This is a genomic window from Prescottella equi (genome assembly GCF_020171745.1).
Classification (GTDB): Bacteria; Actinomycetota; Actinomycetes; order Mycobacteriales; family Mycobacteriaceae; genus Prescottella; species Prescottella equi_A.
In genome coordinates, this window is sequence record NZ_JAIVAH010000024.1 from 1 (window position 1) to 25,486 (window position 25,486).

26 protein-coding genes and 1 pseudogene are annotated in these 25,486 nt (G+C 68.0%); 15 read left to right on the forward strand and 12 right to left on the reverse strand.

Going from position 1 to position 25,486, the window contains the following annotated elements:
* Positions 1–72: pseudogene (locus tag LCL87_RS25980) on the reverse strand (amidase family protein); the annotation flags it as partial.
* A 12-nt stretch (positions 73–84) separates the two neighbouring features.
* Entirely contained in the window at positions 85–288 is a 204-nt protein-coding gene (locus LCL87_RS20130; protein ID WP_225023112.1) for a DUF7455 domain-containing protein, read from the reverse strand.
* 247 nt (positions 289–535) lie between these two features.
* Here LCL87_RS20130 and LCL87_RS20135 point away from each other — a divergent pair, with 247 nt between their 5' ends.
* The 3 genes from LCL87_RS20135 (at position 536) to LCL87_RS20145 (ending at position 2,690) form a co-directional block, all read left to right on the forward strand.
* Entirely contained in the window at positions 536–904 is a 369-nt protein-coding gene (locus tag LCL87_RS20135) for a DUF952 domain-containing protein (protein WP_225023114.1), read from the forward strand.
* Between the two features lie 76 nt (positions 905–980).
* Positions 981–1,463 carry a cation:proton antiporter regulatory subunit gene (locus LCL87_RS20140; protein ID WP_225023116.1) on the forward strand — a complete coding sequence of 161 codons (483 nt, stop codon included), beginning with the start codon at positions 981–983 and terminating at the stop codon, positions 1,461–1,463.
* 21 nt (positions 1,464–1,484) lie between these two features.
* Complete coding sequence (locus LCL87_RS20145) at positions 1,485–2,690, forward strand: cation:proton antiporter (RefSeq protein WP_225023118.1); 1,206 nt, start codon at positions 1,485–1,487, stop codon at positions 2,688–2,690.
* Positions 2,691–2,705: 15 nt separating this feature from the next.
* Here the strand turns inward: LCL87_RS20145 and LCL87_RS20150 are convergent, their stop codons facing one another.
* Both LCL87_RS20150 and ppgK read right to left on the reverse strand, forming a co-directional pair.
* Positions 2,706–4,082, reverse strand: a complete 1,377-nt coding sequence (locus LCL87_RS20150) for an RNA polymerase sigma factor (protein ID WP_225023127.1) — start codon at positions 4,080–4,082, stop codon at positions 2,706–2,708.
* Between the two features lie 123 nt (positions 4,083–4,205).
* A complete protein-coding gene (ppgK, locus tag LCL87_RS20155) occupies positions 4,206–4,982 on the reverse strand; it encodes a polyphosphate--glucose phosphotransferase (RefSeq protein WP_225023129.1) in 777 nt (258 codons plus the stop codon).
* Between the two features lie 145 nt (positions 4,983–5,127).
* On the opposite strand from ppgK, the gene LCL87_RS20160 reads away from it, so the two are divergent.
* Positions 5,128–6,051 carry an inositol monophosphatase family protein gene (locus LCL87_RS20160; protein ID WP_225023131.1) on the forward strand — a complete coding sequence of 308 codons (924 nt, stop codon included), beginning with the start codon at positions 5,128–5,130 and terminating at the stop codon, positions 6,049–6,051.
* A gap of 9 nt (positions 6,052–6,060) precedes the next feature.
* On the opposite strand, the gene cei is transcribed toward LCL87_RS20160, so the two are convergent.
* The gene (gene cei, locus LCL87_RS20165) at positions 6,061–6,741 is read right to left on the reverse strand and encodes an envelope integrity protein Cei (protein WP_225023139.1); all 681 of its coding nucleotides are present in this window, start codon (positions 6,739–6,741) and stop codon (positions 6,061–6,063) included.
* Between the two features lie 482 nt (positions 6,742–7,223).
* On the opposite strand from cei, the gene LCL87_RS20170 reads away from it, so the two are divergent.
* Positions 7,224–7,526 (forward strand): DUF4193 domain-containing protein, encoded by a 303-nt coding sequence (locus LCL87_RS20170; RefSeq protein WP_225023141.1) that lies wholly within the window; start codon positions 7,224–7,226, stop codon positions 7,524–7,526.
* A gap of 35 nt (positions 7,527–7,561) precedes the next feature.
* Here the strand turns inward: LCL87_RS20170 and LCL87_RS20175 are convergent, their stop codons facing one another.
* Positions 7,562–8,071 (reverse strand): DUF3093 domain-containing protein, encoded by a 510-nt coding sequence (locus LCL87_RS20175; RefSeq protein ID WP_225023143.1) that lies wholly within the window; start codon positions 8,069–8,071, stop codon positions 7,562–7,564.
* Positions 8,072–8,090: 19 nt separating this feature from the next.
* Between LCL87_RS20175 and dut the strand changes: the two genes are divergently transcribed.
* Together dut and LCL87_RS20185 are read left to right on the forward strand one after the other, a co-directional pair.
* A complete protein-coding gene (gene dut, locus LCL87_RS20180) occupies positions 8,091–8,633 on the forward strand; it encodes a dUTP diphosphatase (protein ID WP_510850821.1) in 543 nt (180 codons plus the stop codon).
* Between the two features lie 2 nt (positions 8,634–8,635).
* On the forward strand, positions 8,636–9,448 hold the full coding sequence (locus LCL87_RS20185; RefSeq protein ID WP_225023145.1) for a DUF3710 domain-containing protein: 813 nt from the start codon (positions 8,636–8,638) through the stop codon (positions 9,446–9,448).
* A gap of 7 nt (positions 9,449–9,455) precedes the next feature.
* Here the strand turns inward: LCL87_RS20185 and LCL87_RS20190 are convergent, their stop codons facing one another.
* Positions 9,456–10,178 (reverse strand): alpha/beta fold hydrolase, encoded by a 723-nt coding sequence (locus LCL87_RS20190; RefSeq protein ID WP_225023147.1) that lies wholly within the window; start codon positions 10,176–10,178, stop codon positions 9,456–9,458.
* Positions 10,179–10,369: 191 nt separating this feature from the next.
* Here LCL87_RS20190 and LCL87_RS20195 point away from each other — a divergent pair, with 191 nt between their 5' ends.
* Positions 10,370–10,747, forward strand: a complete 378-nt coding sequence (locus tag LCL87_RS20195; protein ID WP_225023280.1) for an OB-fold nucleic acid binding domain-containing protein — start codon at positions 10,370–10,372, stop codon at positions 10,745–10,747.
* Between the two features lie 72 nt (positions 10,748–10,819).
* A complete protein-coding gene (locus LCL87_RS20200) occupies positions 10,820–11,527 on the forward strand; it encodes a DUF3159 domain-containing protein (protein ID WP_225023154.1) in 708 nt (235 codons plus the stop codon).
* Here the strand turns inward: LCL87_RS20200 and LCL87_RS20205 are convergent.
* Both LCL87_RS20205 and LCL87_RS20210 read right to left on the reverse strand, forming a co-directional pair.
* Positions 11,504–12,160: a potassium channel family protein gene (locus LCL87_RS20205; protein WP_225023156.1), complete on the reverse strand. Its 657-nt coding sequence runs from the start codon at positions 12,158–12,160 to the stop codon at positions 11,504–11,506. The genes LCL87_RS20200 and LCL87_RS20205 overlap by 24 nt on opposite strands.
* A 46-nt stretch (positions 12,161–12,206) precedes the next feature.
* Positions 12,207–12,872, reverse strand: a complete 666-nt coding sequence (locus LCL87_RS20210) for a potassium channel family protein (protein WP_510850822.1) — start codon at positions 12,870–12,872, stop codon at positions 12,207–12,209.
* 212 nt (positions 12,873–13,084) lie between these two features.
* On the opposite strand from LCL87_RS20210, the gene LCL87_RS20215 reads away from it, so the two are divergent.
* The 4 genes from LCL87_RS20215 (at position 13,085) to LCL87_RS20230 (ending at position 18,603) form a co-directional block, all read left to right on the forward strand.
* Positions 13,085–15,079 carry an APC family permease gene (locus LCL87_RS20215; RefSeq protein ID WP_225023158.1) on the forward strand — a complete coding sequence of 665 codons (1,995 nt, stop codon included), beginning with the start codon at positions 13,085–13,087 and terminating at the stop codon, positions 15,077–15,079.
* 13 nt (positions 15,080–15,092) lie between these two features.
* Positions 15,093–16,358 (forward strand): class I SAM-dependent RNA methyltransferase, encoded by a 1,266-nt coding sequence (locus LCL87_RS20220; protein ID WP_225023161.1) that lies wholly within the window; start codon positions 15,093–15,095, stop codon positions 16,356–16,358.
* A 158-nt stretch (positions 16,359–16,516) separates the two neighbouring features.
* Complete coding sequence (locus tag LCL87_RS20225) at positions 16,517–16,999, forward strand: MarR family transcriptional regulator (RefSeq protein WP_225023163.1); 483 nt, start codon at positions 16,517–16,519, stop codon at positions 16,997–16,999.
* Between the two features lie 44 nt (positions 17,000–17,043).
* Positions 17,044–18,603 (forward strand): MDR family MFS transporter, encoded by a 1,560-nt coding sequence (locus LCL87_RS20230; RefSeq protein WP_225023282.1) that lies wholly within the window; start codon positions 17,044–17,046, stop codon positions 18,601–18,603.
* 72 nt (positions 18,604–18,675) lie between these two features.
* Here LCL87_RS20230 and LCL87_RS20235 read toward each other — a convergent pair whose 3' ends face one another.
* Positions 18,676–19,506 (reverse strand): ABC transporter permease, encoded by an 831-nt coding sequence (locus LCL87_RS20235; RefSeq protein ID WP_225023171.1) that lies wholly within the window; start codon positions 19,504–19,506, stop codon positions 18,676–18,678.
* A complete protein-coding gene (locus tag LCL87_RS20240) occupies positions 19,503–20,492 on the reverse strand; it encodes an ATP-binding cassette domain-containing protein (RefSeq protein WP_225023173.1) in 990 nt (329 codons plus the stop codon). Before LCL87_RS20240 ends, LCL87_RS20235 begins: the two co-directional genes overlap by 4 nt.
* Positions 20,493–20,648: 156 nt before the next feature.
* On the opposite strand from LCL87_RS20240, the gene LCL87_RS20245 reads away from it, so the two are divergent.
* Positions 20,649–21,527 carry a glycosyltransferase family 2 protein gene (locus LCL87_RS20245; RefSeq protein ID WP_225023174.1) on the forward strand — a complete coding sequence of 293 codons (879 nt, stop codon included), beginning with the start codon at positions 20,649–20,651 and terminating at the stop codon, positions 21,525–21,527.
* Positions 21,528–21,552: 25 nt separating this feature from the next.
* Here LCL87_RS20245 and glsA read toward each other — a convergent pair whose 3' ends face one another.
* Positions 21,553–23,376, reverse strand: coding sequence for a glutaminase A (glsA, locus tag LCL87_RS20250; RefSeq protein ID WP_225023176.1), 1,824 nt, complete (start codon positions 23,374–23,376; stop codon positions 21,553–21,555).
* Positions 23,377–23,541: 165 nt separating this feature from the next.
* On the opposite strand from glsA, the gene dxs reads away from it, so the two are divergent.
* A complete protein-coding gene (gene dxs / locus LCL87_RS20255) occupies positions 23,542–25,485 on the forward strand; it encodes a 1-deoxy-D-xylulose-5-phosphate synthase (RefSeq protein WP_225023284.1) in 1,944 nt (647 codons plus the stop codon).
* Position 25,486 lies beyond the last annotated feature (1 nt).

The following is a 25,486-nucleotide window of genomic DNA, read 5'->3' on the forward strand; positions in this document are numbered from 1 at the left end:
CTGCGGCTTGATGCCGACCAGATGCGTCCACGCCGCCGGAATACGCACCGACCCGGCGCCGTCGGACCCGAGAGGGCTGACGCGCTAGATTGCCGCCGCAGGTTCTTCGGAGTCGCTCACGATGGTCGCGTTCATCTCACGAAGGCGATCTGCATGCTCGTTGGCGTGATGCTGGCAGAAGAGAAGCTCTCCTCCGCTCGCGAGCACGGCGCGCACGCGGGCTCCTGCGCTGCACCGGTCGCACCGGTCGGCAGCGGTCAACGGGGGGCTGGTCAGGGTTCCGGGCATGACTCCTCCGAACTGGCTGTGGGCTCGCGCCCGCCGCCTGGGGTCTTCCGCCGCGTCGGGAGTGACGCGGTAGGTCCACTCTGTCAGACGTTCGACTTGATCGGGTTGTTCCCGATTCGCGCTCGGTGTGTCGTCCGTAACACCACCCGCCCTGAACTCGCACGATGCGATCCGGGAGGATACGGGTGTTCGCTAACAGCTGAGAATTGTCCCGGATGTCCGGGGTATCGGCCGAGAGGAACCGTACATGTCGAACAGCGAGTCCGCCCCTGACCCGGTGCTGGTCCACCTGTGTTCGCGGGCCGAGTGGGACGCCCTGAGCCGCACAGGCCGCCGGATCCCGCCCGGTTTCGACGTCGACGGTTTCGTTCACCTGTCGACGCCGGCGCAGGTCCACCTGCCCGCGAATCGCCTGTTCGCGGGGCGGACCGATCTCGTGCTGCTGCACCTCGATCCCGCGCGTGTCGGCGCCGAGATCAGGTGGGAGCCGGGCGTGCCGTCGGATCCTGCATCGATGCGCTTCCCGCACCTGTACGGGCCGCTGCCCGCCGCAGCCGTGGTCGAGGTCACCGACTACCGGCCCGGCGCCGACGGGGTGTTCCCACCCGTGGGCTGACGGCTCGGCGAAACGGACGGGGGCTCGCCGAGAGGGGTCGTGGTTCGCGGCCCCCGCGGAGCGCTACCGTTTATTCATGAACGTCGAAGTGACGCCGCTTCCCGGCATCGGGGTCCGCAAGGACTTCGCGCTCGCCACTGGCCGGCGCATCGGGGTGGTCACCCACCGTGACGGGCGCACCGATCTGATCGTCTCCAAGCTCGACGACCCGGACGCCTGCATGGCATCGATCCCGCTCGAGTCGGAGGAGGCGTCGGTCCTCGCGAACCTCCTGGGCGCGCCGCAACTGGTCGCGCAGCTGCGCGAGGAACACCGGGACCTGCCCGGTATCAGCACCCGCCAACTGCCGATCGGCGAGAATTCGCCGTGGGACGGCCGGACGCTCGGCGAGACCGCGATGCGTACGCGCACCGGCGTCTCCGTCGTCGCAGTGATGCGGGCCGGTCAGGTGGCGCCGTCACCCAATCCCGACTTCACCTTCACGGAGGGCGACCTTCTGGTCGCGGTCGGCACCCAGGAGGGCCTCGACCACGCCGCCAAGATCCTCGCGCACGGCTGATCCCGGCGCGATCGACCCACGATGACTGGCACTGCACTGGCACTCGTCGAACTCGGCGCTGTCTTCTTCGCACTCGGGGTGCTCGGCCGGCTGGCCGGACGCATCGGCATGTCGCCGATCCCGCTGTATCTCATCGGCGGTCTGTGCTTCGGCGAAGGCGGGTTCATCCAACTCGGCGACATCGGCGAGTTCAGCCATCTCGCGAGCGAGATCGGTGTCGTCCTGCTGCTGTTGCTGCTCGGCCTGGAGTACACGGCGTCCGAACTCGTCACCGGCCTCAGGAGATCGTGGTTCGCCGGTGTGGTCGACCTCGTCCTCAACGCCGCGCCCGGCGCCGTGATGGCATTCATGCTCGGGTGGGGGCCCGTGGGGGCGTTGACCCTCGGCGGCGTCACCTACATCTCGTCGTCGGGCATCGTCGCGAAGGTGCTCGGCGACCTCGGCCGGCTCGGTAACCGCGAAACCCCGGTGATCCTGTCGATTCTCGTCTTCGAGGATCTCGCGATGGCGGTGTACCTGCCGATCCTCACCGCGGTGCTCGCGGGTGTGAGTTTCCTCGGCGGGCTCCAGGCCGTGGCCATCTCGTTCGCGGTCATCACCGTCGTGCTCGTCGTCGCTCTCCGCTACGGCAGTGTCGTCTCCGCCATCGTGGACAGCACCGACCGCGAGGTGTTCCTGCTGAAGCTGCTGGGTGCGGCACTCCTGGTCGCCGGCTTCGCGTCGTCGCTGCAGGTGTCTGCGGCCGTCGGCGCGTTCCTGCTCGGTATCGCGATCTCCGGGTCCACGGCACGGAACGCGACGCGACTCCTCGAGCCGCTGCGGGACCTGTTCGCGGCGATGTTCTTCGTCGTCTTCGGGCTCAACACCGATCCGACCACCATCCCGCCGGTGCTGCTGCCCGCGATCGGCCTGGCCGTCCTCACGACCGCCACCAAGGTGCTCACCGGGTGGTGGGCGGCCGGACGCCAGGGCATCGGCGTGATGGGCCGGGCCCGCGCCGGAGCCGCGCTGATCGCTCGCGGCGAGTTCTCGATCGTCATCGCCGGCCTCGCTGTGTCCGCAGGGGCGGTCGAGGGGGAGTTGGCGGCGCTCGCCACGGCCTACGTGCTGCTGATGGCCGTTCTGGGGCCGGTCGGGGCCCGCATCGCCGAGCCGATCGTCCGGCTGTTCCAGCCTCCCCGACCAAAAGAGGAAGGGGCCCCGAAGGACCCCTTCCTCACGAGCTGACGTGCTGGCCGACCTCTAGTCGAGGTAGTCGCGCAGCACCTGCGACCGCGACGGGTGGCGCAGCTTCGACATCGTCTTCGACTCGATCTGGCGGATACGCTCGCGCGTGACGCCGTAGACCTGACCGATTTCGTCTAAAGTCCGCGGCTGGCCGTCGGTGAGACCGAACCGCAGTCGCACCACGCCGGCCTCGCGCTCGGAGAGCGTCTCGAGCACCGACTGCAGCTGATCCTGCAGCAGCGTGAAGCTCACCGCGTCGACCGCGACGACGGCCTCGGAGTCCTCGATGAAGTCGCCGAGCTGGCTGTCGCCCTCGTCGCCGATGGTCTGGTCGAGCGAGATCGGCTCACGCGCGTACTGCTGGATCTCCAGCACCTTCTCCGGCGTGATGTCCATTTCCTTGGCGAGCTCCTCGGGGGTGGGCTCGCGGCCCAGGTCCTGGAGCAGCTCACGCTGGATGCGGCCGAGCTTGTTGATGACCTCGACCATGTGCACCGGAATACGGATGGTGCGGGCCTGGTCGGCCATCGCGCGGGTGATCGCCTGACGGATCCACCACGTGGCGTACGTCGAGAACTTGTAGCCCTTGGTGTAGTCGAACTTCTCGACCGCGCGGATCAGACCGAGGTTGCCTTCCTGGATCAGGTCCAGGAACGCCATGCCGCGGCCCGTGTAGCGCTTGGCCAGCGAGACGACCAGTCGCAGGTTCGCCTCGAGCAGGTGGTTCTTCGCGCGGTTGCCGTCGCGTGTGATCCAGTTCAGATTGCGGCGATCGGTGGGGGTGGGCTTCTCGCCCTTCTCCGCCATCTCGCTCATCTTGTGCGTCGCGAACAGGCCGGCCTCGATGCGCTTGGCGAGTTCGACCTCCTCCTCCGCGTTGAGGAGCGCAACCTTGCCGATCTGCTTGAGGTAGGCGCGGACCGAGTCGGCCGAAGCCGTCAGTTCGGCGTCCTTGCGGGCCTGGCGGAGGGCCTCGGATTCTTCCTCGTCCCAGACGAAGTCGCCGGACGCCTTGTCCTTCTCGGACGGCTCCGCGGTCTCTTCCTCGTCTTCGACGACGACGTCCTCGACCTCTTCCTCGACGAGGTCGCCGGCGGCGACATCGAGGTCGGCCATGTCGATGTCTTCGTCCTCGCCGATGTCGTCGCCCTTGGCAGCCTTGGTGCTGGCCTTCTTGGTCGCCTTCTTCGCCGCGGTCTTCTTGGCGGCGGCCTTCTTCGCAGGCGCCTTCTTGGCGGCGGCCTTCTTGGCGGGCGCCTTCTTGGCGGCGGCCTTCTTCGCAGGAGCCTTCTTGGCGGCGGGCGCGCTACCGGTAGTGGCCTCGGCAGTGGAAGCAGTGGTCGCGGATTCGGGTGTTGAATCTGCGGTCTGACGCGTATCGGTGGCTGCCACGTACGCCCTTTCGTGACGGTGTCGTGCGGCGTCACGCCAGAGTGGAATTCCGGCGGAGAGGTCTGTCGGGTTTCGCCGACTCACAGTCGGCCGCCATCCATTGTAACGACAGCTAGGAAAATGTTACGGAGCGATGCCGGTTTCCACCGCGTCGGGCATGCCGTTCGCCGAGGCCAGTGCGGCACCGACGATGCCCGCCGTGTTGAGCAGAGCTGCGGGAACGACCGGCGTGCGGTTCTCGAGACGCGGAATCCACTTGTCGTGCTTGCGACTGATACCGCCACCGGCGATGAACAGGTCCGGCCACAACAGGTCCTCGTAGCGACGCAGTACGCGGGTCACCTCGGTGGCCCACTCCTTGTACGAGAGTCCCTTCTCGTCCTTGACCGACGACGCGGCACGGTGTTCGGCCTCCTTGCCGTCGACCTCCAGGTGGCCGAGTTCGGTGTTCGGAAGGAGGACGCCGCGGTGCAGGATCGCCGATCCGATCCCGGTGCCGAACGTCAGCAGCACGACGACGCCGTCGACGTCCTTGCCGGCGCCGAATCGGTCCTCGGCGATGCCGGCGGCGTCGGCGTCGTTGAGGACTGTGACGTCGCGGCCGCCGAGCGCCTCGGACAGCAGGGCACGTGCGTCGGTTCCGATCCACGACGGGTCGATGTTCGCGGCAGTACGGGCAACGCCCGCGGTTACGACGCTCGGGAGGGTGATACCGACCGGCCCGCTCCAGTCGGCGCGCGAAACGATCTCGGCGACGGTTGCCGCGACGGCGGTCGGCGTCGCCGGACGGGGCGTTTCGATCTTGATGCGTTCCTCGACCAGTTCACCGGTCACGAGATCGACCAGGGCCCCCTTGATGCCGCTGCCGCCGACGTCGACGCCGAACCCGCGTGCGCCCACCACCGTCTCCCTTCGATCGAGATCCTCGTCTGCCGAGATGACCGTCTGCGTCGAAACAGTAGTTGCTTCCGCAGCATTCGGCCGCGGGATAGCAGGTCCGCGATACCGGTGGTGGGGTGGTTCGTGGGTGTGGTGCGATACACACATGCACCGCATGAACAGTTCGTCTGTCGATCAGACCGATCCGAATCCGACCTCGACCGCCCCTGGAGACCTCCTGAGGGTCGCCGTCACCGTCGCCGAGGCCGCCGCTGAACACGTGCGGGTGCGTCGTCCCGAGGTGTTCGGCGTGATGGGCGCGCGTGTGGACGGAAGCGACGGGCAGTCGGTGCGGGCGAAGAGCACTCCGACGGATCCGGTCACCGTCGTCGACACCGAGGCCGAGCAGTTGATCCGGGCGCACCTCGCCGAATTGCGCCCGCACGACGCCGTGCTCGGCGAGGAGGGCGGCGGTGCCCGGGACGTGCTCGAGGGGGTGCGCTGGGTGGTCGATCCGATCGACGGGACGGTGAACTTCCTCTACGGAATTCCCGCGTACTCGGTTTCCGTCGCTGCTCAGATCGACGGTGTCTCCGTCGCCGGTGCCGTCGTGGACGTCGCTGCGCGAGTCACCTATTCGGCTGCGAAGGGGGAGGGGGCCCGGTTCGTCGACTCGGGTGCGCCGGACGGGAGCGTAGAGGGAACCCTGTCGTGCAACCCGATCACCGATGCCTCCTCGGTGCTTCTGGCCACCGGATTCGGTTACGGCGTCGAGCGCCGCCGCGCTCAGGGGCGGCTGATCGGGGACCTGCTCCCACACGTTCGCGACATCCGCCGCGTGGGTTCTGCCGCGCTGGACCTGTGCATGGTCGCCTCGGGCCGCGTCGACGCCCACTTCGAACACGGCCTCAACCCGTGGGACTGGGCGGCCGGCGGACTCATCGCGAGCGAGGCCGGTGCGCGGGTGCACCTGCCCGGACCCGACGTGGGCGGCGCTTCCGGTGAAGTGGTGGTCGCGATGGCCCCGGGCATCGCGGACGAGCTCGAGGCCGTCATGCGATCGGTGGGGGCGTACGCGCCGATTCCGTGATCCGGTGCGTCAGCAGCGCGCCGTGCGGGCGGCGTCGAGCAGTCCGCTGTCGAGCGGCGCGGGCTCGGCCCCGGCGACCGGGTCCTTCAGCGACTTGAGGACCTCGTCGGCGTCGGCACTGGGTGCGATGTCCTTCGAGTACGTGCCCAGTGCCAGGTCGACGGTGTCGTCGGTCCGGCCGTCCTGGATCAGTTCGGCGCACGGCGCGACGAGCCACAGCGCACTGGCAGCGGCCAGTCCCTGTTCGCCGAAGCGGATCTGGCCGTAGCACTGGAGTGTCTGATCGACGTAGACGGGATCGTTGCCGGCCTGGACGTCGGGCGCGCTGGCGAAGCCGTACTCGCCCAGCTGCGCTGCGACGTGCGCGGCCTGTCCGCGCTCGCCGCTCGCGTTGAACACGCGCACCTGTGTCGACGAGAGGGCTGCCGGGGCCACGTCGAGCAGGGTGGCGCGCCCCACCTTCTCGCCGAGCGGTAGTGGTGCGGGGGCGTCCGCAGATTTCGGCTTCACCGGCGGATTGCAGTCGACGGTGGTCGCGTACACCTCGGGTTCGGTCAGGATGCGGGCCCAGACCGTGATGCCGACGAGCGCAAGCACCGAGAGGAGGGCGATCGCGGGCAGAAGGCGGCGCCGGCGGAACCTCCGACCCTGATCGTCGGTCGAGCTGCCTTCGGTGATCAGGGAAACCACGGTGTCTGTCGACCTCTCCGTAGATGAACGCGGATGCGGTGGCCCGCGGGGGAATCGATGTGGTTCCGGCCACGATCCGCCTACTGCGACCGAACTCCTGATCACTGTAGATCGACGCCCCGCCACCGTCGTGCACATGCCGCGTGCAGGAATGTCTCGGCTCGAACTGTTGTTGGTGACGATTGGTGGACAGTTTCCGACTGTGTCCGGTTCGGTTGCCACTTTTCCCGGTGCGTCGGCTATTGTCTGGCGGCCCCAGTCGTGAGAACACACGATTTCGAATGGGTCCGGAGGAAGACGGAAGTGAGGCGCAGGTCATGTTTTCCGGAAGGTGTTTCGGGCACTTCCGGAAGTTCTGGGGCGTTGTTCCAGCCGCAGGAATGTATCTGCCTGATCGTCGGTTTCCCAAGGATCGTCACACCCGCTGAGGGGTGACGGCCCGGACACCGGGGATGTACGCACGAGGACGAGGGGAAGAGGAAATGGCAACCGACTACGACGCACCGAGGCGCTCGGAGACCGACGAGGTCTCCGAGGACTCGCTCGAAGAACTGAAGGCACGACGTAACGAGGCGCAGTCCGCGGTCGTCGATGTGGACGAGTCAGATACCGCGGAGTCTTTCGAACTCCCGGGCGCAGATCTGTCCGGCGAAGAGCTGTCGGTACGGGTGGTGCCCAAGCAGGCCGACGAATTCACCTGCGCTAGCTGCTTCCTGGTACACCACCGCAGCCGGCTCGCGACCGAAGAGAACGGCGTCATGATCTGCATGGACTGCGCGGTCTGACGCCGGTCCCTTCGGACACGCACGAGGAAGTGGGGCTACGCCTTCGGCGAACTTCCGCTACCGATGGCGGCCAGCAGTTCGGCTGGCCGCCTCGTGCTGACAAGCCAGTACGGCGTCGGATCCTCGGGATCGTCGAGGACGATCAGAGCGGTCTGCTTGACCCAGGACCGATTGGTCACGAACGCGGCCGGGTCGAGCTGGCGGCCCAGCGCGGCGCTCTTCGCGGACGGCGGGATGGTCGCGGTCCGCGAGATCACCGACAGCGGCAGATGCGCACGACCCACACGAAGCTCGCCGTCCGGCCCGTCGAACACCTCGATCCGTAGGCGCGACACCCAGAGCAGCGCCCACACCGGGAACGGGAACAGAAGCACGTACGGCAGCCAGGCCCGGACGCCCGGAGACCCCATGTGGATCTCGGCGGCCAGGAGTCCTGCGATGAACAATCCGGCAGGCCACCACCACAACGGCACCCACAGACGTTCCGAGTAGATCGGCGCGCGGGTATCGGGTGTGGTCGCTGCGGGCTGAGACGATTCGGGCACGCCTTCAAGAGTAGTCTCGGTGCACGTGAGCGATCTTCCTGCCATCGCGTTGATGCGACTTGACTCCGGTATTCCGCTGCCCAGGCGGGCCCACGACGGTGACGCCGGCGTCGACCTCTGCACTACGACCGACGTCACGATCGAGCCCGGCCGCCGGGTCCTGGTCGGCACCGGCATCGCAGTCGCCCTCCCGATCGGCACGGTCGGTCTGATCCATCCCCGCTCGGGCCTGGCGGCCAAGACCGGACTGTCCGTCGTGAACACCCCCGGCACGATCGACGCCGGCTACCGAGGCGAGATCAAGGTCTGCCTGATCAACCACGACCTCGAGACTCCGATCGAACTCCGTCGCGGCGACCGCATCGCGCAACTCGTGGTGCAGAAGGTGGAACTCGTCGACTTCGTCGAGGTCGACACGCTCGACGAAACGGTCCGTGGGACAGGTGGTTACGGATCGAGCGGTGGGCATGCGATCCTCGACGCGCACAATGCCGATCGAGCTGTCGACGGTACGGAAGGCCGCCCGCACGAGTTGACGCGGCAGCCGAGGGAAGGGGCCTGATCATGTTCGGACGTCGCAAGAAGAAGGAAGCCGAGCAGGCGGACACCGCATCGGTCGAGGCCACCCCGGTCGACCAGGACGTCGAAAGCGACGTGGAGTCCGAACTGGATGCTCCCGTCGGAGCCCTCGACGGCGGTCCGTACGACGTCACCGAGCTCGCCGAGGGCGAGGAGCCGGGGGCGACCCGACTCGATCTCGGGTCCGTCTTCCTGCCGATGCCCGACGGCGCCCAGCTGCAGGTCGAGATGTCGCCGGAGGGTGCACCGCAGAACGTCCACCTCGTGACCCAGTACGGCCGTATCACGGTCTCTGCCTATGCGGCGCCCAAGTCTCCCGGCCAGTGGCGCGAGGTCGCGTCGGAGCTGGCCGAGTCGCTGCGTGCGGACAACGCGGAGGTCAGCATCGAGTCCGGTCCCTGGGGCCGCGAGGTGGCGGCTGCGACGCCCAACGCCGATCTGCGTTTCATCGGCGTGGACGGACCGCGTTGGATGGTCCGCTGCGTCGTGGCGGGTCCGTCCGGTGCCGTCGTGAGCGACGGGCCGCTCGTCGCGACCGCGCGTGCCGTCCTGTTGAACACGGTCATCGCGCGGGGGAGCGATCCGCACCCGGTGCGGACGCCGCTGCCCATCGTGCTGCCCCAGGTCCTGGTCGAGCAGTTGCAGGCGGCTCAGGCCCAGCAGCTGGCGGCCCAGCAGCAGGCCGCGCAGGAGCAGGCAGCCCAGTCCGCTGCGATGCAGCAGCAGCCGTCCGGGAACGGTTCCGAGCCACCGCGGCGCGGTGAGTCCGGTTCGGCGATGCAGCAGCTCGGTCTCTGACGGGCGCCTAGACCGGATCGGATGTCCGGATCCGGCGCCCCAGTGCGGTCAGGCAGGCCCGTCCGAGCACGCCGGGATCGTCTCCGATCGACTGGAGCTCCAGTTCGACGAGTTCGGCGGCCGGCATCGTCGAGGCCCACTGCTGCGCCACCGTGAAGGGATGCACGGCGTCGTCGACGGCGGCGGCGATGCCCACGGGCACTCGCAGCCGCCGGAGGGCGTCGACATCGGGAGCGTGGTAGGACGCCGCCTCCTCGAGCGCGGAGGGCAGGTCGGGCCACTGGGATCGCCACGAGCGGCTCAGTTCGTCCGCGAGCCACGGCGGGCTCGACGCGGTCATCTCGGCGGTGACGGCATCGAGTCCGTCGGCGCGTAGGCGGGACGCGGTGAAGATGGCACTGGCCGCCGCGGGCGCATCCACGGGCGATCCGGTCCACGCCGGGAGTGCCGCGAGAACGGCATGGACGCGGTCGGGATTGTCGGCCGCCCATTCGAGGGCGACGGCCGCGCCGATCGACACGCCCGCGACGACGATCGTCCCGTGTTCCCGGGCCGCACGATCCATGGCGTCGCGGTAGCTGCCGACCACGCGCCTCGGATCGGGTTCCACCGCGATCGTCGCAACTCCTACCTGCGACAATGCGGCCCGGAAGGCGCGTTCGGCGAAGCTTGCATCGGAGCCTGTTCCGGGGAGGGCGACGGCCACCGAGGGCCACTGCTGCAGCTGCATGGTTCGATCTTGCACTGTCCGTTTCGCGGGAGATCCGGACGGCTGTGGTTGTCGGGTCACTTTAGGGTTACAGTGACCCTCATGGACACGAACGGGACCCTCACCGGATCCCGCTCGGGACCCGAAGCAACACCCAGATACAACCCTTCGTGCGACGCTCGACGCGTCGCCATTTGCTCCAGGAGCGCGCTATGGCCCCCGCCGCGGCAGGCTACTTTCGCAGGCTGACTCGCCGACTCACCGAAGATCTCGAGCAGCTCGATGCGGAGGAGATGGTCGAGACCTCCCAGGCGTCCGGCGCTACCCGTGCGTGTGATTGCGCGCGAGGTGAAGAAGTCACCATGTTCGGCCGGCTCCGAAGTGTCGAGGCGTGTCCGAAGTCGGCGAACGCCAGCGTCCGGGCCGAGTTCTTCGACGGCACCGATCCGATCACCCTGGTATGGATCGGGCGCCGCCGAATTCCGGGTATCGAACCGGGCAAGACTCTCATGGTCCGTGGGCGGATCGGTGACCGCGACGGTCAGAAGGTGATCTTCAATCCGTATTACGAGCTTCGTGGCGACTCCTGACGTCAGTCCGTCTCGGCACGCGCAATTCAGCGCTGTCGACGGCTTGCCGTCCGAATGTGGCACCCTCGTCGCGTGACCGAAACGAAGCAGAAGACGATCCTCGAACAGCTCGGTGGGCTGAGCGGGCTGGTCTATTCGTCGCTGCCCATCGTCGTATTCGTCCCGGCGAACAGCCTGTGGGGCCTGGCGCCCGCGGTGTGGACCGCGCTCGGCGTGGCGGCCGCGATCCTCGTCTGGCGAGTGGTTCGGCGGGGCGCGATCCAGCCGGCGATCTCCGGATTCCTCGGGGTCGGCGTGTGTGCCTTCATCGCCTACCGCACCGGCGACGCCAAGGGCTACTTCCTCTTCGGCATCTATACGAGCCTGCTGTACGGGGCCGCGTTCCTGGTCTCCATCCTGGTGCGATGGCCGCTCGTGGGTGTCGTGTGGGGCTATCTGAACGGTCACCGGAACACCTGGAAGTCCCACAAGGGCGCCGTGCACGCCTACGACATCGCCACGGCTGCATGGGCGCTGGTGTTCGGGGCGCGTTACCTCGTGCAGTCCGAGCTGTACGACGCGGATCAGACCGGCTGGCTCGCTGCCGCGCGGATCGGCATGGGATGGCCGCTCACCGGACTGGTGCTGCTCGTGACGATCTGGGCGGTGCGCCGGGCGGACCGGCTGGTCGAGCCGGCGCCCGTACTGTCGGATGCGGTGGCCGAGCCGGGATCCGAGATGCCCGACCCCGCCAGTGAGGCGGGGCCTCCGGCCGACTCAGATATCGATCGCGGCGCGTAGCTCGTCCTCGACCTCCACCGCGGCGACGAACAGTAGTTCGTCTCCGCCCTCGACCGGATCGTCCGGCTGGGGGACGATGACCCGGCCGCCGCGCAGGATCGTCACGAGCGCCACGTCGCGTGGCAGCTTGATCTTGCGCACCGGCTTGCCGGCCAGTGGAGTGTCGTCCGGCAGGGTGATCTCGACCAGGTTCGCCTGCCCCTGACGGAAAGTCATGAGGCGCACCAGATCGCCCACCGTGACCGCCTCCTCGACGAGTGAGGCGAGCATTCGGGGCGTCGACACCGCGACGTCCACGCCCCAGGACTCGTCGAAGAGCCATTCGTTGCGGGGATCGTTGACGCGGGCGACGACCCGGGGGACCCCGAACTCCGTCTTCGCGAGCAGGCTCACCACGATGTTGGCCTTGTCGTCGCCGGTGGCGGCGATGACGACGTCGTAGGTCTCCAACTGGGCGGATTCGAGCAGGCTCAGCTCGCAGGCGTCCGCATGCACCCACTCGGCCTGAGGGATCACCTCTGGTTCGACGTGTTCGAGCTTGCGTTCCAGCAGCATCACGTGGTGCTCGCTGCGGACGAGCTCACGGGCGATGGAGCGGCCGACAGCGCCGGCTCCTGCGATGGCGACTCTCATCGGGGGCATCCAATCGGGTCGTGCGAGAAGTGGGACATCGGCGGGCTCAGTCGTCCGACGGAGGCGGGTTGCCGGCCAGGGCGACGGCCTCGGCGACGGTCCCGGACACTGCGGCGACGTACACCTGGTCCTGGGCCTGGATGACGGTCTTGCGGTCGGGAAGGATGCCCGATCCGAAGCGAATGACGAACGACACACGCGAGCTCGTCGCGGTCTCGAGTTCTGCGATGTTGCGGCCGACCCAGTCCTCGTGCAGCGGCAGTTCGGTGACGACCACGGTGCCCGACGGATCGCGCCACTTCGAGATCTGGTCGTCCTGCGCGAGAGCGAGCATGAAGCGATCGGTGGTCCAGGGCACCGTCGCGATGGTGGGAATGCCGAGGCGCTCGTAGACCGCGGCGCGCTTGGCGTCGTAGATGCGTGCGACGACACGGTCGACGCCGAAGTTCTCCCGCGCGACCCGCGCGGAGATGATGTTCGAGTTGTCGCCCGAGGACACCGCGGCGAATGCTTCGGCGCGTTCGATCCCGGCGCGGACCAGCACATCACGGTCGAATCCCATACCGACCACGGTGTGACCCGAGAAATCGGACCCGAGGCGGAGGAAGGCGCTCGCGTCGCGGTCGATGACCGCAACCTCATGGCCGATCCGGCTCAGTGCTGTAGCGAGGGACGAGCCGACCCGGCCACACCCCATGACGACTACGTACACCCGTCCACTCCGTTCATCGCACTCAGAGCCGACGGGTTGCCGCCGGCGTCGAATCGAACCGTACAGCGCACCCGGGGAAGAGCAAGTATCCGCGGTCGTGGTGTGCGGGAGGCCGCGTGTCGCCCCAGTTCGGACGCAGAGTAATGTCGATGAAATGCTCACGGCAGCCGCCCCCGTGTCGCGGAGCGCTTCGGACGGCTTACGCTTTGGCGGTGTCGAAGGTTTCCACAGCTGCAAAGCGGCTGATCCTGGGGCGGCCGTTCCGTAGCGACAAGCTCGGGCACACGCTTCTGCCCAAGCGCATCGCGCTACCCGTTTTCGCCTCGGATGCAATGTCTTCGGTTGCGTACGCGCCCGAGGAGATCTTCCTGGTCCTGTCCGTCGCGGGCATCTCCGCGTACGCGTACACCCCATGGATCGGCCTGGCCGTCGCCGTCGTGATGGCGGTCGTGGTCGCCAGCTACCGCCAGAACGTGCACGCCTACCCGTCTGGTGGCGGCGACTACGAGGTCGCGACCGTGAACCTGGGGCCGAACGCCGGCCTGACGGTCGGCAGTGCACTCATGGTCGACTACGTGCTCACTGTCGCGGTGTCGATCTCGTCGGCAGCGTCGAACATCGGATCCGCCGTGCCGTTCGTCGCGCAGCACAAGGTGCTGTTCGCGATCGCGGCGATCGCGCTGCTCACCGCGATCAACCTGCGCGGTATCCGCGAGTCGGGCTCGGCCTTCGCACTTCCGACGTACGCGTTCATCGTCGGCATGCTGATCATGCTCGGCTGGGGATTCGCGCGGATCTACATCTTCGGCGACGACGTGCAGGCCGAGTCGGCTGCGTTCGACCTGCAGGCGGAGGATTCCCACCTGTACGGCATCGCGTTCGCGTTCCTCATCGCCAGGGCGTTCTCGTCGGGCTGTGCTGCGCTCACGGGTGTCGAGGCCATCAGTAACGGTGTGCCGGCGTTCCAGAAGCCCAAGTCCCGCAACGCCGCGACCACCCTCCTGCTGCTGGGTACCTTCGCGATCGTGCTGCTGATGGGCATCATCATGCTGGCGCAGAAGATCGGCATCGTCTACGCGCACGACCCCGAGACGCAGCTCGTCGGCGCGCCCGAGGGTTACCACCAGAAGACACTGATCGCGCAGCTCGCGGAGGCCGTCTTCTCCGGGTTCCCGGTCGGCTTCTACTTCATGGCGATCGTGACGGCATTGATCCTCGTGCTCGCCGCGAACACGGCGTTCAACGGTTTCCCCGTGCTCGGCTCGGTGCTCGCGCAGGACCGCTACCTGCCGCGTCAGCTGCATACGCGCGGCGACCGCCTCGCATTCAGCAACGGCATCCTGTTCCTCTCGGGTGCGGCGATCGCCTTCGTGGTCGCTTTCGGCGCCGAGGTGACGAAGCTCATCCAGCTCTACATCGTCGGTGTGTTCGTCTCGTTCGTGCTCAGCCAGACCGGCATGATCCGGCACTGGACCCGGCATCTGCGGGCCGAGACGGACCCGGCGCAGCGTCGGCGCATGCAGCGTTCGCGGGTCATCAACTCGATCGGCCTCGCGATGACCGGCGCGGTTCTGATCATCGTGCTGCTGACGAAGTTCGCCGCCGGTGCCTGGATCGCGATCGTCGCGATGATCCTGATCTTCATCGTGATGAAGTCGATCCGGCGTCACTACGACAGCGTCGCAGCGGAACTCGAGGAGCAGGAGTGGGACGGCGTGCTGCCGAGCCGCACGCATTCGATCGTGCTGGTGTCGAAGATGCACATGCCGACGATGCGGGCGCTCGCGTATGCGCGCGCCACCCGTCCCGACACCATCGAGGCGGTCACCGTCAACGTCGACGAGCCGGACACCCGCGCGCTGGTGCGTGAGTGGGAGAGCAGCGACATCACCGTGCCGCTCAAGGTGATCGAGTCGCCGTACCGCGAGATCACCAAACCGGTGCTCGACTATGTCCGCCGAGTCCGGAGGGACTCGCCGCGCGACGTCGTCACCGTGTTCATCCCCGAGTACGTCGTGGGCCACTGGTGGGAGCAGATCCTGCACAACCAGAGTGCCCTGCGCCTCAAGAGCCGGTTGCTGTTCCAGCCCGGTGTGATGGTCACGAGTGTGCCGTGGCAGTTGAGCTCCTCGGAGAAGGTCAAGCGCGAACGGGTGGACAATGCTCCCGGCGCGATTCGGCGTGGATTCGAGACCGAAGACAAGTGATTGGCGGTACGTGGTGAGTGAGGACTGGACGGGGCGTCGGCTCGAGGTCGAGTTGGGCAATCCCGGCCACGGCGGATTCTGTGTCGCCCGGCACGAGGGCCGTGTGCTCTTCGTCCGGCACGGCCTGCCCGGCGAGAAGGTGGTCGCACTCGTGACCGAGGATCGCGGTGGCTCGTTCTGCCGCGCCGACGCCGTCGAGATCCTCGCCCCGTCGCCCGACCGGATCGAGTCGCTGTGCCCCATCGCGGGTCCGGGCGGTGCGGGATGCTGCGACTATTCGCACGCCACCCTCGAGGCGGGCCGGGCGATGAAGTCGTTCGTCGTGGCCGAGCAGCTGCGCCGGATCGCGGGTGTCGAGCAAGAGGTCGTCGTCGAGGAGTTGCCCGGAACCGGCAAGGGCGTCGGCTGGCGCTCGCGCGTTCGGCTCGCGGTGGACGCGGCGGGACGGCCGGGCTTCCACCGCTACCGCAGCCTCGACATCGAGACGTTCCTGGCATGCCCGCAGATCGACCCGTCCGCGTACGTGGGGCTCTCCGAACGGTCGTGGCAGCCCGGTGCCGAGGTTCAGATCGTGCTCGACGCGGACGGTGACCGTCACGTCGTGGAAATCGCTCCTGCCAAGGTGTCGCGCACCGGTCGCCGCAGTCCCGGACGGCGGGGCGCTACGGCGCGGCGGGCGGCGTCGTCGGGCACTCGGGCCGAACGGGTCGTCATCGGTTCCGGCCGGCCCGTCGAGCGGGTCGGGGACCGGGAATGGCATCTGGCCGCCACCGGCTTCTGGCAGGCGCACCGAGGTGCCGCCGAGACGTACGCGAACGTCGTGGGGGAGTGGGCGCAGGCGTCCGCGGGCGACGACGTGTGGGATCTCTACGGCGGTGTCGGAGTGTTCGCGGCCACGCTGGCCGACCAGGTCGGGGTGACCGGGCGGGTCGATTCCGTCGAGTTCTCGAAGCAGGCCGTGGCCGACGGCACCGCCGCGCTGGCCGACGTCCCGCAGGTTCACCTGCACGCCACCCGGGTCGAGCGGGCTCTGCACGATCTGCCCACGCCGGATGTCGTGGTCCTGGATCCGCCGCGGACCGGCGCCGGCCGCGAGGTGGTCGAGACGATCGTCGCCGCGGGCCCACAGCGGATCGTCCACATCGGATGCGATCCGGCCTCGTTCGCGCGGGACATCTCCCTCTTCCGCGCGGGTGGCTACCGGCTCGAACAGGTCCGTGCGTTCGACGCCTTCCCCCTCACACACCACGTCGAGAGCCTCGCGCTGCTCACCCGCTGACGTGTCTCCGCACACGTACCTATCGGTCTGTTTTTAAGAACCTGCTGGTCAGGACGATAAAAAGCGGTATGTCGCATTTGAGAAGTAATTGCTTGACACACGCAACTATGCATATAGTTGCGCTCTGCAAGTAATTACGAGGGATGCGGGGTGCACGGATGGCTGTGCAGGCAGACACAGCGCAGGCCCTGGTCGATGCGATCTTCCTGTTCGGCCGTTCTCTGAAGAACGCGCTCGCGAGCGCGACGGACGATCCGATCGCCCCCGCGCTGGTCGCGGTGTTGGTCGCCCTGTCGGCGCGGGGTCCGTGCCGGCAGAACGAACTCGCGTCGATGTTGTGCCTGAGTCAGTCGGGACTGAGTCGGCAGATGACCGAATTGGTCGATGCCGGACTGGTCGAGCGTCACCCGGACCCGGACGACAGGCGGGCTTTCCGCGTCCAGGTCTCCGAAAAGGGGGACGAGGCGTTGCGTGCCACCAAGGAACACAGGTCCGCGCGATTGCGCGCCCTGCTCGGGGAGTGGAGTCAGGACGAGGCGGCGGCGGCGTTGACCGCCGTCGAACGACTTACCGACACCCTCACCGGGCGCCCCGAACCCTCGCTTCTAGTAGCCGATCAATGTGGGAGAGCACTTCGATGACGACATCAGTGGGGGAGAGCCGGGCAGGTACCGGTGAGGAGGCGATGACCCATCGCCAGATCCTGGAGGTCCTGGCGGGCCTCATCGCGGCGCTGTTCACTGCGCTGCTCAGTTCGACCATCGTCTCCACGGCGTTGCCGACGATCATCGGTGACCTGAAGGGCAACCAGACGCAGTACGCGTGGGTCATCACCACCGCACTGCTCGCGAACGCGGCGTCGACGCCGATCTGGGGCAAGCTCGCCGACCTGTTCAACAAGAAGATCCTGGTCCAGACCTCGATCGTGATCTTCGTGATCGGTTCGGTCATCGCCGGCTTCGCACACAACGTGCCGGTGCTGCTGGCCGCGCGCGTCGTGCAGGGCATCGGCATGGGCGGCCTGACCGCGCTGGTCGTCGCGATCATCGGCAGCATCATCCCGCCGCGTGACCGCGGTCGCTACTCGGGCTACATGGGTGCCGCGATGGCGGTGTCGATGTCGGGTGGGCCGATCCTCGGTGGTGTCATCGTCGACAGTCCGCTGGGCTGGCGCTGGTGCTTCTTCGTGTGTGTGCCGATCGCCGTCGTCGCCCTGTTCCTGCTGCAGCGCACGCTGCACATCGCGACGGAGCGCAAGGAGGACGTCTCCATCGACTGGCTGGGCGCGACGCTGCTCACTGCCGGTGTGAGCATCCTGCTCATCTGGGTGTCGTTCGCGGGCAAGGCGGACTACTACGACTGGATCTCGAGGGAGTCGGCGATCTACGTGGGCGTCGGCGTCCTGCTGCTGATCGCGACCGTGATCGTCGAGTCGAAGGTCAAGTCGCCGATCATCCCGCTGAAGATCATCACCGAGAAGACCACGGGTCTGGCGATCATCGCGTCCATCGCGGTCGGCGTGGGCATGTTCGGTGCCACGACGTTCCTCGGCCAGTACTTCCAGACCGCACGCGGGCACTCCCCGACGATCGCCGGTGTCCTGACCATCCCGATGGTGATGGGCATGCTCGTCTCGTCGGTCGTCTCCGGCCAGCTGATCACCCGATTCGGGAAGTGGAAGCCGTTCATCGTCGGCGGCGCGGTGCTGCTGGTCATCGGGTTCGGACTGCTCGGCACGATCGATCACGAGACCAGCCTGTGGCTCATCGGCGTGTACATCGCGATCGTCGGTGTCGGCGTCGGCAGCCTGATGCAGAACCTGGTGCTCGCGGTTCAGAACACCGTCAGCGTCCAGAACATCGGCTCGGCGAGTAGCTCGGTCGCGTTCTTCCGGACCTTCGGTGGTGCGATCGGCGTGTCGGTCCTCGGTTCGGTGCTCGCCACCCGGGTGACGACGCTGTCCGCCGAAGGGTTCGAGAAGCTCGGCATCGACACGCATTCGCCGGGCAGCGGCGGCAACCTCGACCTGAATGCCCTGCCGGCCCCGATCGCGGACATCATCCGCGGCGCCTACGGCGATGCCACCGGACTGTTGTTCCTGATCGCGGCGGCTGTCGCGCTGATCACGCTCGCCTGCGTGATCTTCATCCCGAACACGCCGCTCCGGAAGACCATCGACATCCAGAAGCCGGTGGACTCGGACGAGGCGGCGGAGGCTGTGGAGTCCGCGGACGTCAAGGCCTGACGCCCGCCCGACAGCTACGAAAGCGGCCCGCAACCGGAGAGGTTGCGGGCCGCTTTCGTGGGTCGATTCCGTCTAGGTCTTGCGGTTGTACAGGCGCATCGTCAGCGGACCGAAGACGACGATGAATCCGGCGCACCAGAGCAGCACGCCCGACATCTGGCCGACCTCGAACGAGCCGTCGCACAGTGCGCGCAGAGTCGTGACCAGGTGGCTGATCGGGTTGACCTCGACGAACGCCTGCAGCCAGCCGGGCATCGTCGACGGGTCGACGAAGATGTTGCTGGCGAACGTGAGCGGGAACAGGATGAACATCGACACGCCCATGACGGCCTGTTCGGTCCGCATCAGCATCGCGAACATCGTCCACACCCACGACAGGCTGAACGAGAACAACAGCAACAGCAGGACCGAGAGAACCACGCCGACCACGCCGCCGGCCGGTCGGAATCCGAGGATCAGGCCCAGGATCAGCACGATGATCGACGCGATCGTATAGCGGACGATATCGCCGAACAGGGCGCCGACCAGCGGCGACGGTCGCCAGATCGGCAGCGACCGGAAGCGGTCGAACACGCCCTTCTCGATGTCCTTGTTCAGCGTCAGGCCGGTGTACATCGTGATCATGACGACGGTCTGGACCAGGATTCCCGGGATCAGGTACTGCACGTAGGCGTCGGTCGAGCCGGCGAGGGCGCCGCCGAACAGGAACGTGAACATCAGCGTGAACATGATCGGGAACATCGTCACGTCGAACAGTTGCTCCGGCACGTGCTTGATCTTGAGCAGGGCGCGCCAGCCGAACGACATCGAGGTCGACAGCGCGTTCGGTCGCGGCGGGCGGGGCCCCGGCATCTGCAGGACGTTGCCGACCGCCTGCGCCGAGGTGGTGATGGTGTCGGTCATGACGAGGTCCCCTCGAGGGTGTCGGAGTCTGCGGTGGTCTCGGTGCCGTGCCCGGTCAGGGCGAGGAAGACCTCGTCCAGGCTGGGCTGGCCGAGTGCGAACGTCGTGACGGCGAGGTTCTCGTCGTCCAGGGCCGCGAGGGCGCGGGCTACCCGCTGCGGGTCGTCGAGGCGCGCCGTCAGCGCCGCGGGATCGGATTCCAGGGTGACGGGGACGCCGAGTGTGCGTTCGAGGGTGGCGGCAGCGTCGGCCCGCCGGGACGGTTCCGCGACCCGGACGTGCAGCGCCCCCGATCCCACCGACGCCTTGAGTTCGCCGGTGGTGCCCTCGGCGATGACCTTGCCGTGGTCGATCACGGCGATCCGGTCGGCCAGCTGGTCCGCTTCGTCGAGGTACTGCGTCGTGAGCAGGACGGTGGTTCCCCCCGCGACCAGCGCGCGGACGATCTCCCACACCTGGTTGCGGCTGCGGGGATCGAGACCGGTGGTCGGCTCGTCGAGGAAGATCAGTTCGGGGGTGACGATGATGCTCGCGGCGATGTCGATGCGTCGGCGCATGCCGCCCGAGTAGGTCTTGACCTGGCGACCGCCGGCCTCCCGGAGGCCGAATGCGTCGAGCAGCTGGTCGCAGCGAGATCGTGCCGCGGCCCGCGAGTACCCGTAGAGGCGGCCGAGCAGGATGAGGTTCTCGGTGCCCGTCAGGTCCTCGTCGAGCGACGCGAACTGACCGGTCAGGGAGACCTTGCCGCGGACCGTCTCGGCCTCTTTGGTGACGTCGTGGCCCAGCACTCGCGCCGAGCCGCCGTCGATCGGCAGCAGCGTCGCGAGCATGCGGATCGTCGTCGTCTTCCCGGCGCCGTTGGGGCCGAGCACGCCGTACACGCCGCCCGTCGGTACCGCGAGGTCGACGCCGTCGACGGCGGTGTTGGAGCCGAATCGTTTGATCAAGCCGTGCGTTTCGATGGCCAGTGCGTTGTCGGGGATCATCAGGTCCTCGTGGTCTGCGTGGTGCGCGGTTGGTTGACGTCACTTTTCGATCGCTGACCCAGCCTCGCGGATGCGGGTGCCGGGCGCAAACACTTTTCGGTCCGCGGACGAACTCGCCGACTCGCGTACGGACCGGTCTTGCGGTATACGGGACAAGTGGATTCCGCGCTTACGTTGACCGTCGTCGTACCCGCCTACAACGAAGAAACCTATATCGGTGCCTGCCTCGTGTCGCTGCTCGCGCAGGAACGGGACCTGCACGAGATCATCGTGGTCGACAACAACTCGACCGACGGCACCGCCGGGATCGTCGAGGAGTTCGCCGAACGACACCCGATGGTGCGGCTGATCCGGGAATCGCGGCCCGGTGCGGTCCACGCCCGCAACGCCGGATTCGACGCCGCGACCGGTGACATCGTCGGGCGCGTCGATGCGGACACCCGCGTCGCGTCCGATTGGGCCCGTGCGGTTCTGGACTTCTTCGCTCGCCCCGACACCGCCGACATCGGGGCGATCACCGGGCTGAGCAACTCGTACGACTCGCCGTACCGCGGCTTCAAGGGCTGGTACGTGGACCGCCTCGTCCGGAAGGGGATTCTGGGTGGCGGGCAACGGATCCGGAACCTCCACGGGGCCAACATGGCGCTGCGCAGGTCGACCTGGGATCGGGTGCGCGGCGCGGTCAGCACCGACCTCGACGTACACGAGGACGCGGATCTCGCGTTGTGCGTCTGCGCCGAGGACATCGGTATCGTCCAGTTGACCGAGATGCGGGCCGATGTGTCGCCGCGGCGCGCGCTGACGCCGCCGTTCGAGTTCTCGCGCTACATCGACGCGGGTATCAAGACGCTCGAGCGTCACGGCGCGCTGACCCCGCAGCATCGTCGGATGCTGCGGCTGCACTGGTTCACACATCTCGGTGCGTACCTTGCATATCGCCCGTACGACCCCGATCTGGGCAGGTTCACCGTCCGACGATTGTTCTTCGGTGGGCCGGCGCGGACCATGCCGGTCGTCGCAACCGTCGACCGGTAGACACGGCGGGGAGCCGGGAGCAGCGTCAGGGCCGCCCGTGCTGCTCGAACGTCCGCAACAGCACTTCCAGCTGTCCGTAGGCCACCGCGGCGAGACGTTCGAGCAGCGCCGCCTTGACCCCCGGCGCGCTCCCGGTGAGCCGGGCGAACCCGTCCGGCGGCAGGACGGCGAGGGTGAGCGTGGTGTCGGCGCGGACGTCGTTGAGATAGGTGGACCCGAGCAGGGTCGGCATCTCCCCGAACGACATTCCGGCGGACAGCGTGGTGATCCGGTGGATCGCGCCGTCGTCGGTGGTCACGGTGGTGCTCGCCCGCCCGGACAGGATGAGGTGGATGCCCGACGCGGGTGCGCCGCGCCGCGCGATGATCTCGCCGCGCGCGCTGGTCCGTAGTTCCAATTCGTCGGTGAAGCGCTCGAACTGGGCGGCGGTCAGGTCGGCCAGGAGCGGATGTTCCTCGAGTTCGATCGACTCCGGCTGCCGGCCGGCGCCGCAGTGGCCGTCCAACAGGACGTCCTCGCACCAGCGGGTCGCCGAGTCGAGGTCCACGAACACCCGTCCGTGTGGATCGTCGGGAGTCAGGCTCGATACGGCGTGCCCGAACAGGCCGTCGGGGTCGACGAGGGCCGTGCGGCACCCGGAGGTGGCGAGATCGGCACGCAACGCCTCGATCATCCGCCGGGCGACGCCGCTGACGTCGTCGACCCGGCGCACGTCGACCACGACCACTTCGAGGTCCGTCCGCTCGGCATCGATCTCGCGGACCGCGGTTTCGGCGCCTGCGAACAGCAGGTCGCCGTGCAACTCGTAGATCCGTCCGCGATCGCCGAACGCCTCCAGGGACTGCTGCTCGGCCTCGGTGCGCCGCGTACGCGAGGGGGCCTCGGAGACGCTGTACCGTGCCCTGATCGACGACCGGGCCGCGCGGGTGACGTGCAGGAAGTGCAGTTCCAGATCGCGGGAGAGTTCACGGCACGCCTGCACTCCGCGAACGCTGTTGCCGTGCCGGTCCAGCCGGGGCGAGTAGACCGCGATTCCCAACTGGCCGGGCAGCACGGCCAGGACGCCGCCTCCGACGCCGCTCTTGGCGGGCATGCCCACCTCGGTCACCCACTCTCCGGCGGCGTCGTACATTCCGCACGTCGTCATGACGCTGAGCACCCGTTCGACCAGTGCCGGGTTGAGCACGCGGTCCCGGGTGAGTGGGTTGACGCCGTTGTTGGCGAGGGTCGCCGCCATCAGGGCGAGGTCGCGACCCGTGACGTCGATCGAGCACTGCCGGAAGTAGACGTCGACGGCGTCGTCGGGATCGCCGGTGATGACGCCGAAGGACCGGAGCATGTAGCCGATCGCGCGGTTGCGGTGTCCGGTGCGGGCCTCGGAGTCGTACACGGCCTCGTCGAGGGTGAGGCTGCGTCCCGCGCAGCGCGAGTACAGCGTACGAATGCGCTCGAACTGCTCGGCAGGATTCGCGCCCGTCACGAGCGAGGCCGCGGTGATCGCGCCGGCGTTGATCATCGGGTTGCGCGGGCGTTCGGTGTCCGGATCCAGGCTGATCTCGTTGAACGGCTCCCCGGACGGTTCGACGTCGATCTTCTCGGCGACGGCATCGACACCACGGTCGGCGAGCGCGAGCGCGTAGGTGAACGGCTTCGAGATGGACTGGATCGTGAACGGCACGGACGTGTCGCCGACCTCGTAGACGTGCCCGTCTGCAGTGGCCACCGCGATGCCGAGGCCGTCGGGCGCCACGGCCGCCAGTTCCGGGATGTAGTCGGCGACCTCGCCGTTCCGGTCGGTCCGGACGACGTCGTACACGCGGGTGATGAACTCGTCGACCACGTTGCCCATGGAGCAACAGTAGGATGAGCGAACAGTCTTGGTTGTGTCATCCGGCACGGATCGGCCGCGGCGGTGTCGTGGAATCGGTGCCGGACGGCGCCGTCTCCGGTGGCTCCGTAGACTTGTCGGGCTGTCGCGTGACAGCCTGTGAACCTGCTGGAGGGAGCGATCTCGTTGGGTGTCCTTGCCCGCATCCAGACGCCTGACGACCTGCGTCGGCTCGACCCGGAGGAGCTCCGCGAGCTCGCCTCGGAGATCCGCGAGTTCCTGGTGCAGAAGGTGTCCGCGACCGGCGGCCATCTCGGTCCCAACCTCGGTGTCGTCGAGTTGACGCTCGCGCTGCACCGGGTGTTCGAGTCCCCCTCCGACCCGATCATCTTCGACACCGGCCACCAGGCCTACGTCCACAAGATCCTCACCGGTCGCAAGGACGAGTTCGATTCGCTGCGCAAGCAGGGCGGACTCTCCGGCTATCCGTCGCGCGCCGAGAGCGAACACGACTGGGTCGAGTCGTCGCACGCGTCGGCGGCGCTGTCCTACGCGGACGGGCTGGCGAAGGCGTTCGAGCTGTCGGGACAGCGTGACCGCCACGTGGTGGCCGTGGTGGGCGACGGTGCCCTGACCGGCGGCATGTGCTGGGAGGCGCTCAACAACATCGCTGCCGGCAAGGACCGTTCGGTCGTCATCGTCGTCAACGACAACGGCCGGTCGTATGCGCCCACGATCGGCGGCCTCGCCGACCATCTCGCGTCGCTGCGCCTGCAGCCCGGCTACGAGCGGATCCTCGACAACGGCCGGCGCATGGTCAAGAAGATGCCGTGGGTCGGGCGCGCCGCGTACCAGCTGCTGCACGGGATGAAGGCGGGCCTCAAGGACGCCGTCAGCCCGCAGGTGATGTTCACCGATCTCGGGATCAAGTACCTCGGCCCGGTCGACGGGCACGACGAGGCCGCGATGGAGTCGGCGCTGCGTCGCGCGAAGGCGTTCGGCGGCCCGGTGATCGTCCACGCGGTCACCCGCAAGGGCATGGGCTACGCGCCCGCCGAGAACCATCTCGCCGACCAGATGCACGCCACCGGCGTCATCGACCCGCTCACGGGTCGGGCCCGTGGAACATCCGCACCCGACTGGACGTCGGTCTTCTCCGCCGAGCTGGTCGCGCAGGCCGAGCAGCGGGACGACGTCGTCGCGATCACCGCGGCGATGCCCGGCCCCACCGGGCTCGCGGCGTTCGGCGAGCGATTCCCGGAGCGGATGTTCGACGTCGGCATTGCCGAGCAGCACGCCGTCACCTCGGCCGCGGGTCTCGCTCTCGGCGGGATGCACCCCGTCGTCGCGATCTACTCGACGTTCCTCAACCGGGCGTTCGATCAGCTCCTCATGGACGTCGCGCTGCTGAAGCAGCCCGTGACGATCGTCCTCGACCGCTCCGGCGTGACCGGCGCCGACGGCGCGAGCCACAACGGCATGTGGGATCTGTCGCTCCTCGGCATCGTCCCCGGCATCCGGGTCGCGGCCCCGCGCGATGCGGCGACGCTGCGCGAGGAACTGGACGAGGCGCTGGCGGTGACCGACGGACCGACCGTCATCCGGTTCCCCAAGGGTGCCGTCGGCGACGACGTCCCGGCGATCCGACGCCTCGACGGTGTGGTGGACGTACTGCAGATGCCGGAGGGGGATCGCGGCGACGTGCTCCTCGTCGCGGTGGGCTCGTTCGCCGGCGTCGCGATGGAGGCGGCCGAACGTCTCGCGCAGCACGGCATCACCGCAGCGGTGATCGATCCGCGCTGGGTGCTGCCGGTGCCCGAGTCCGTGATCAAGCTCGCCGACAGCTTCCGGATGGTCGTCACGATCGAGGACAGCGGACTGCACGGCGGCATCGGGTCCACGGTGTCGGCGGCGCTCCGGGCCGCCGGCGTGGATGTGCCGTGCCGGGATCTCGGTGTGCCGCAGCAGTTCCTCGACCACGCGTCGCGCGACCAGATTCATCGCGAACTCGGCCTCACCGCGCAGGACATCACCCGCCAGATCACCGGGTGGGTCGTCGGCCTGGACCGCGCTCGCACCGGCGGCGGGATCGACGAGGACGCGGACAAGTCGAATCCCGCCATCGGCTGAC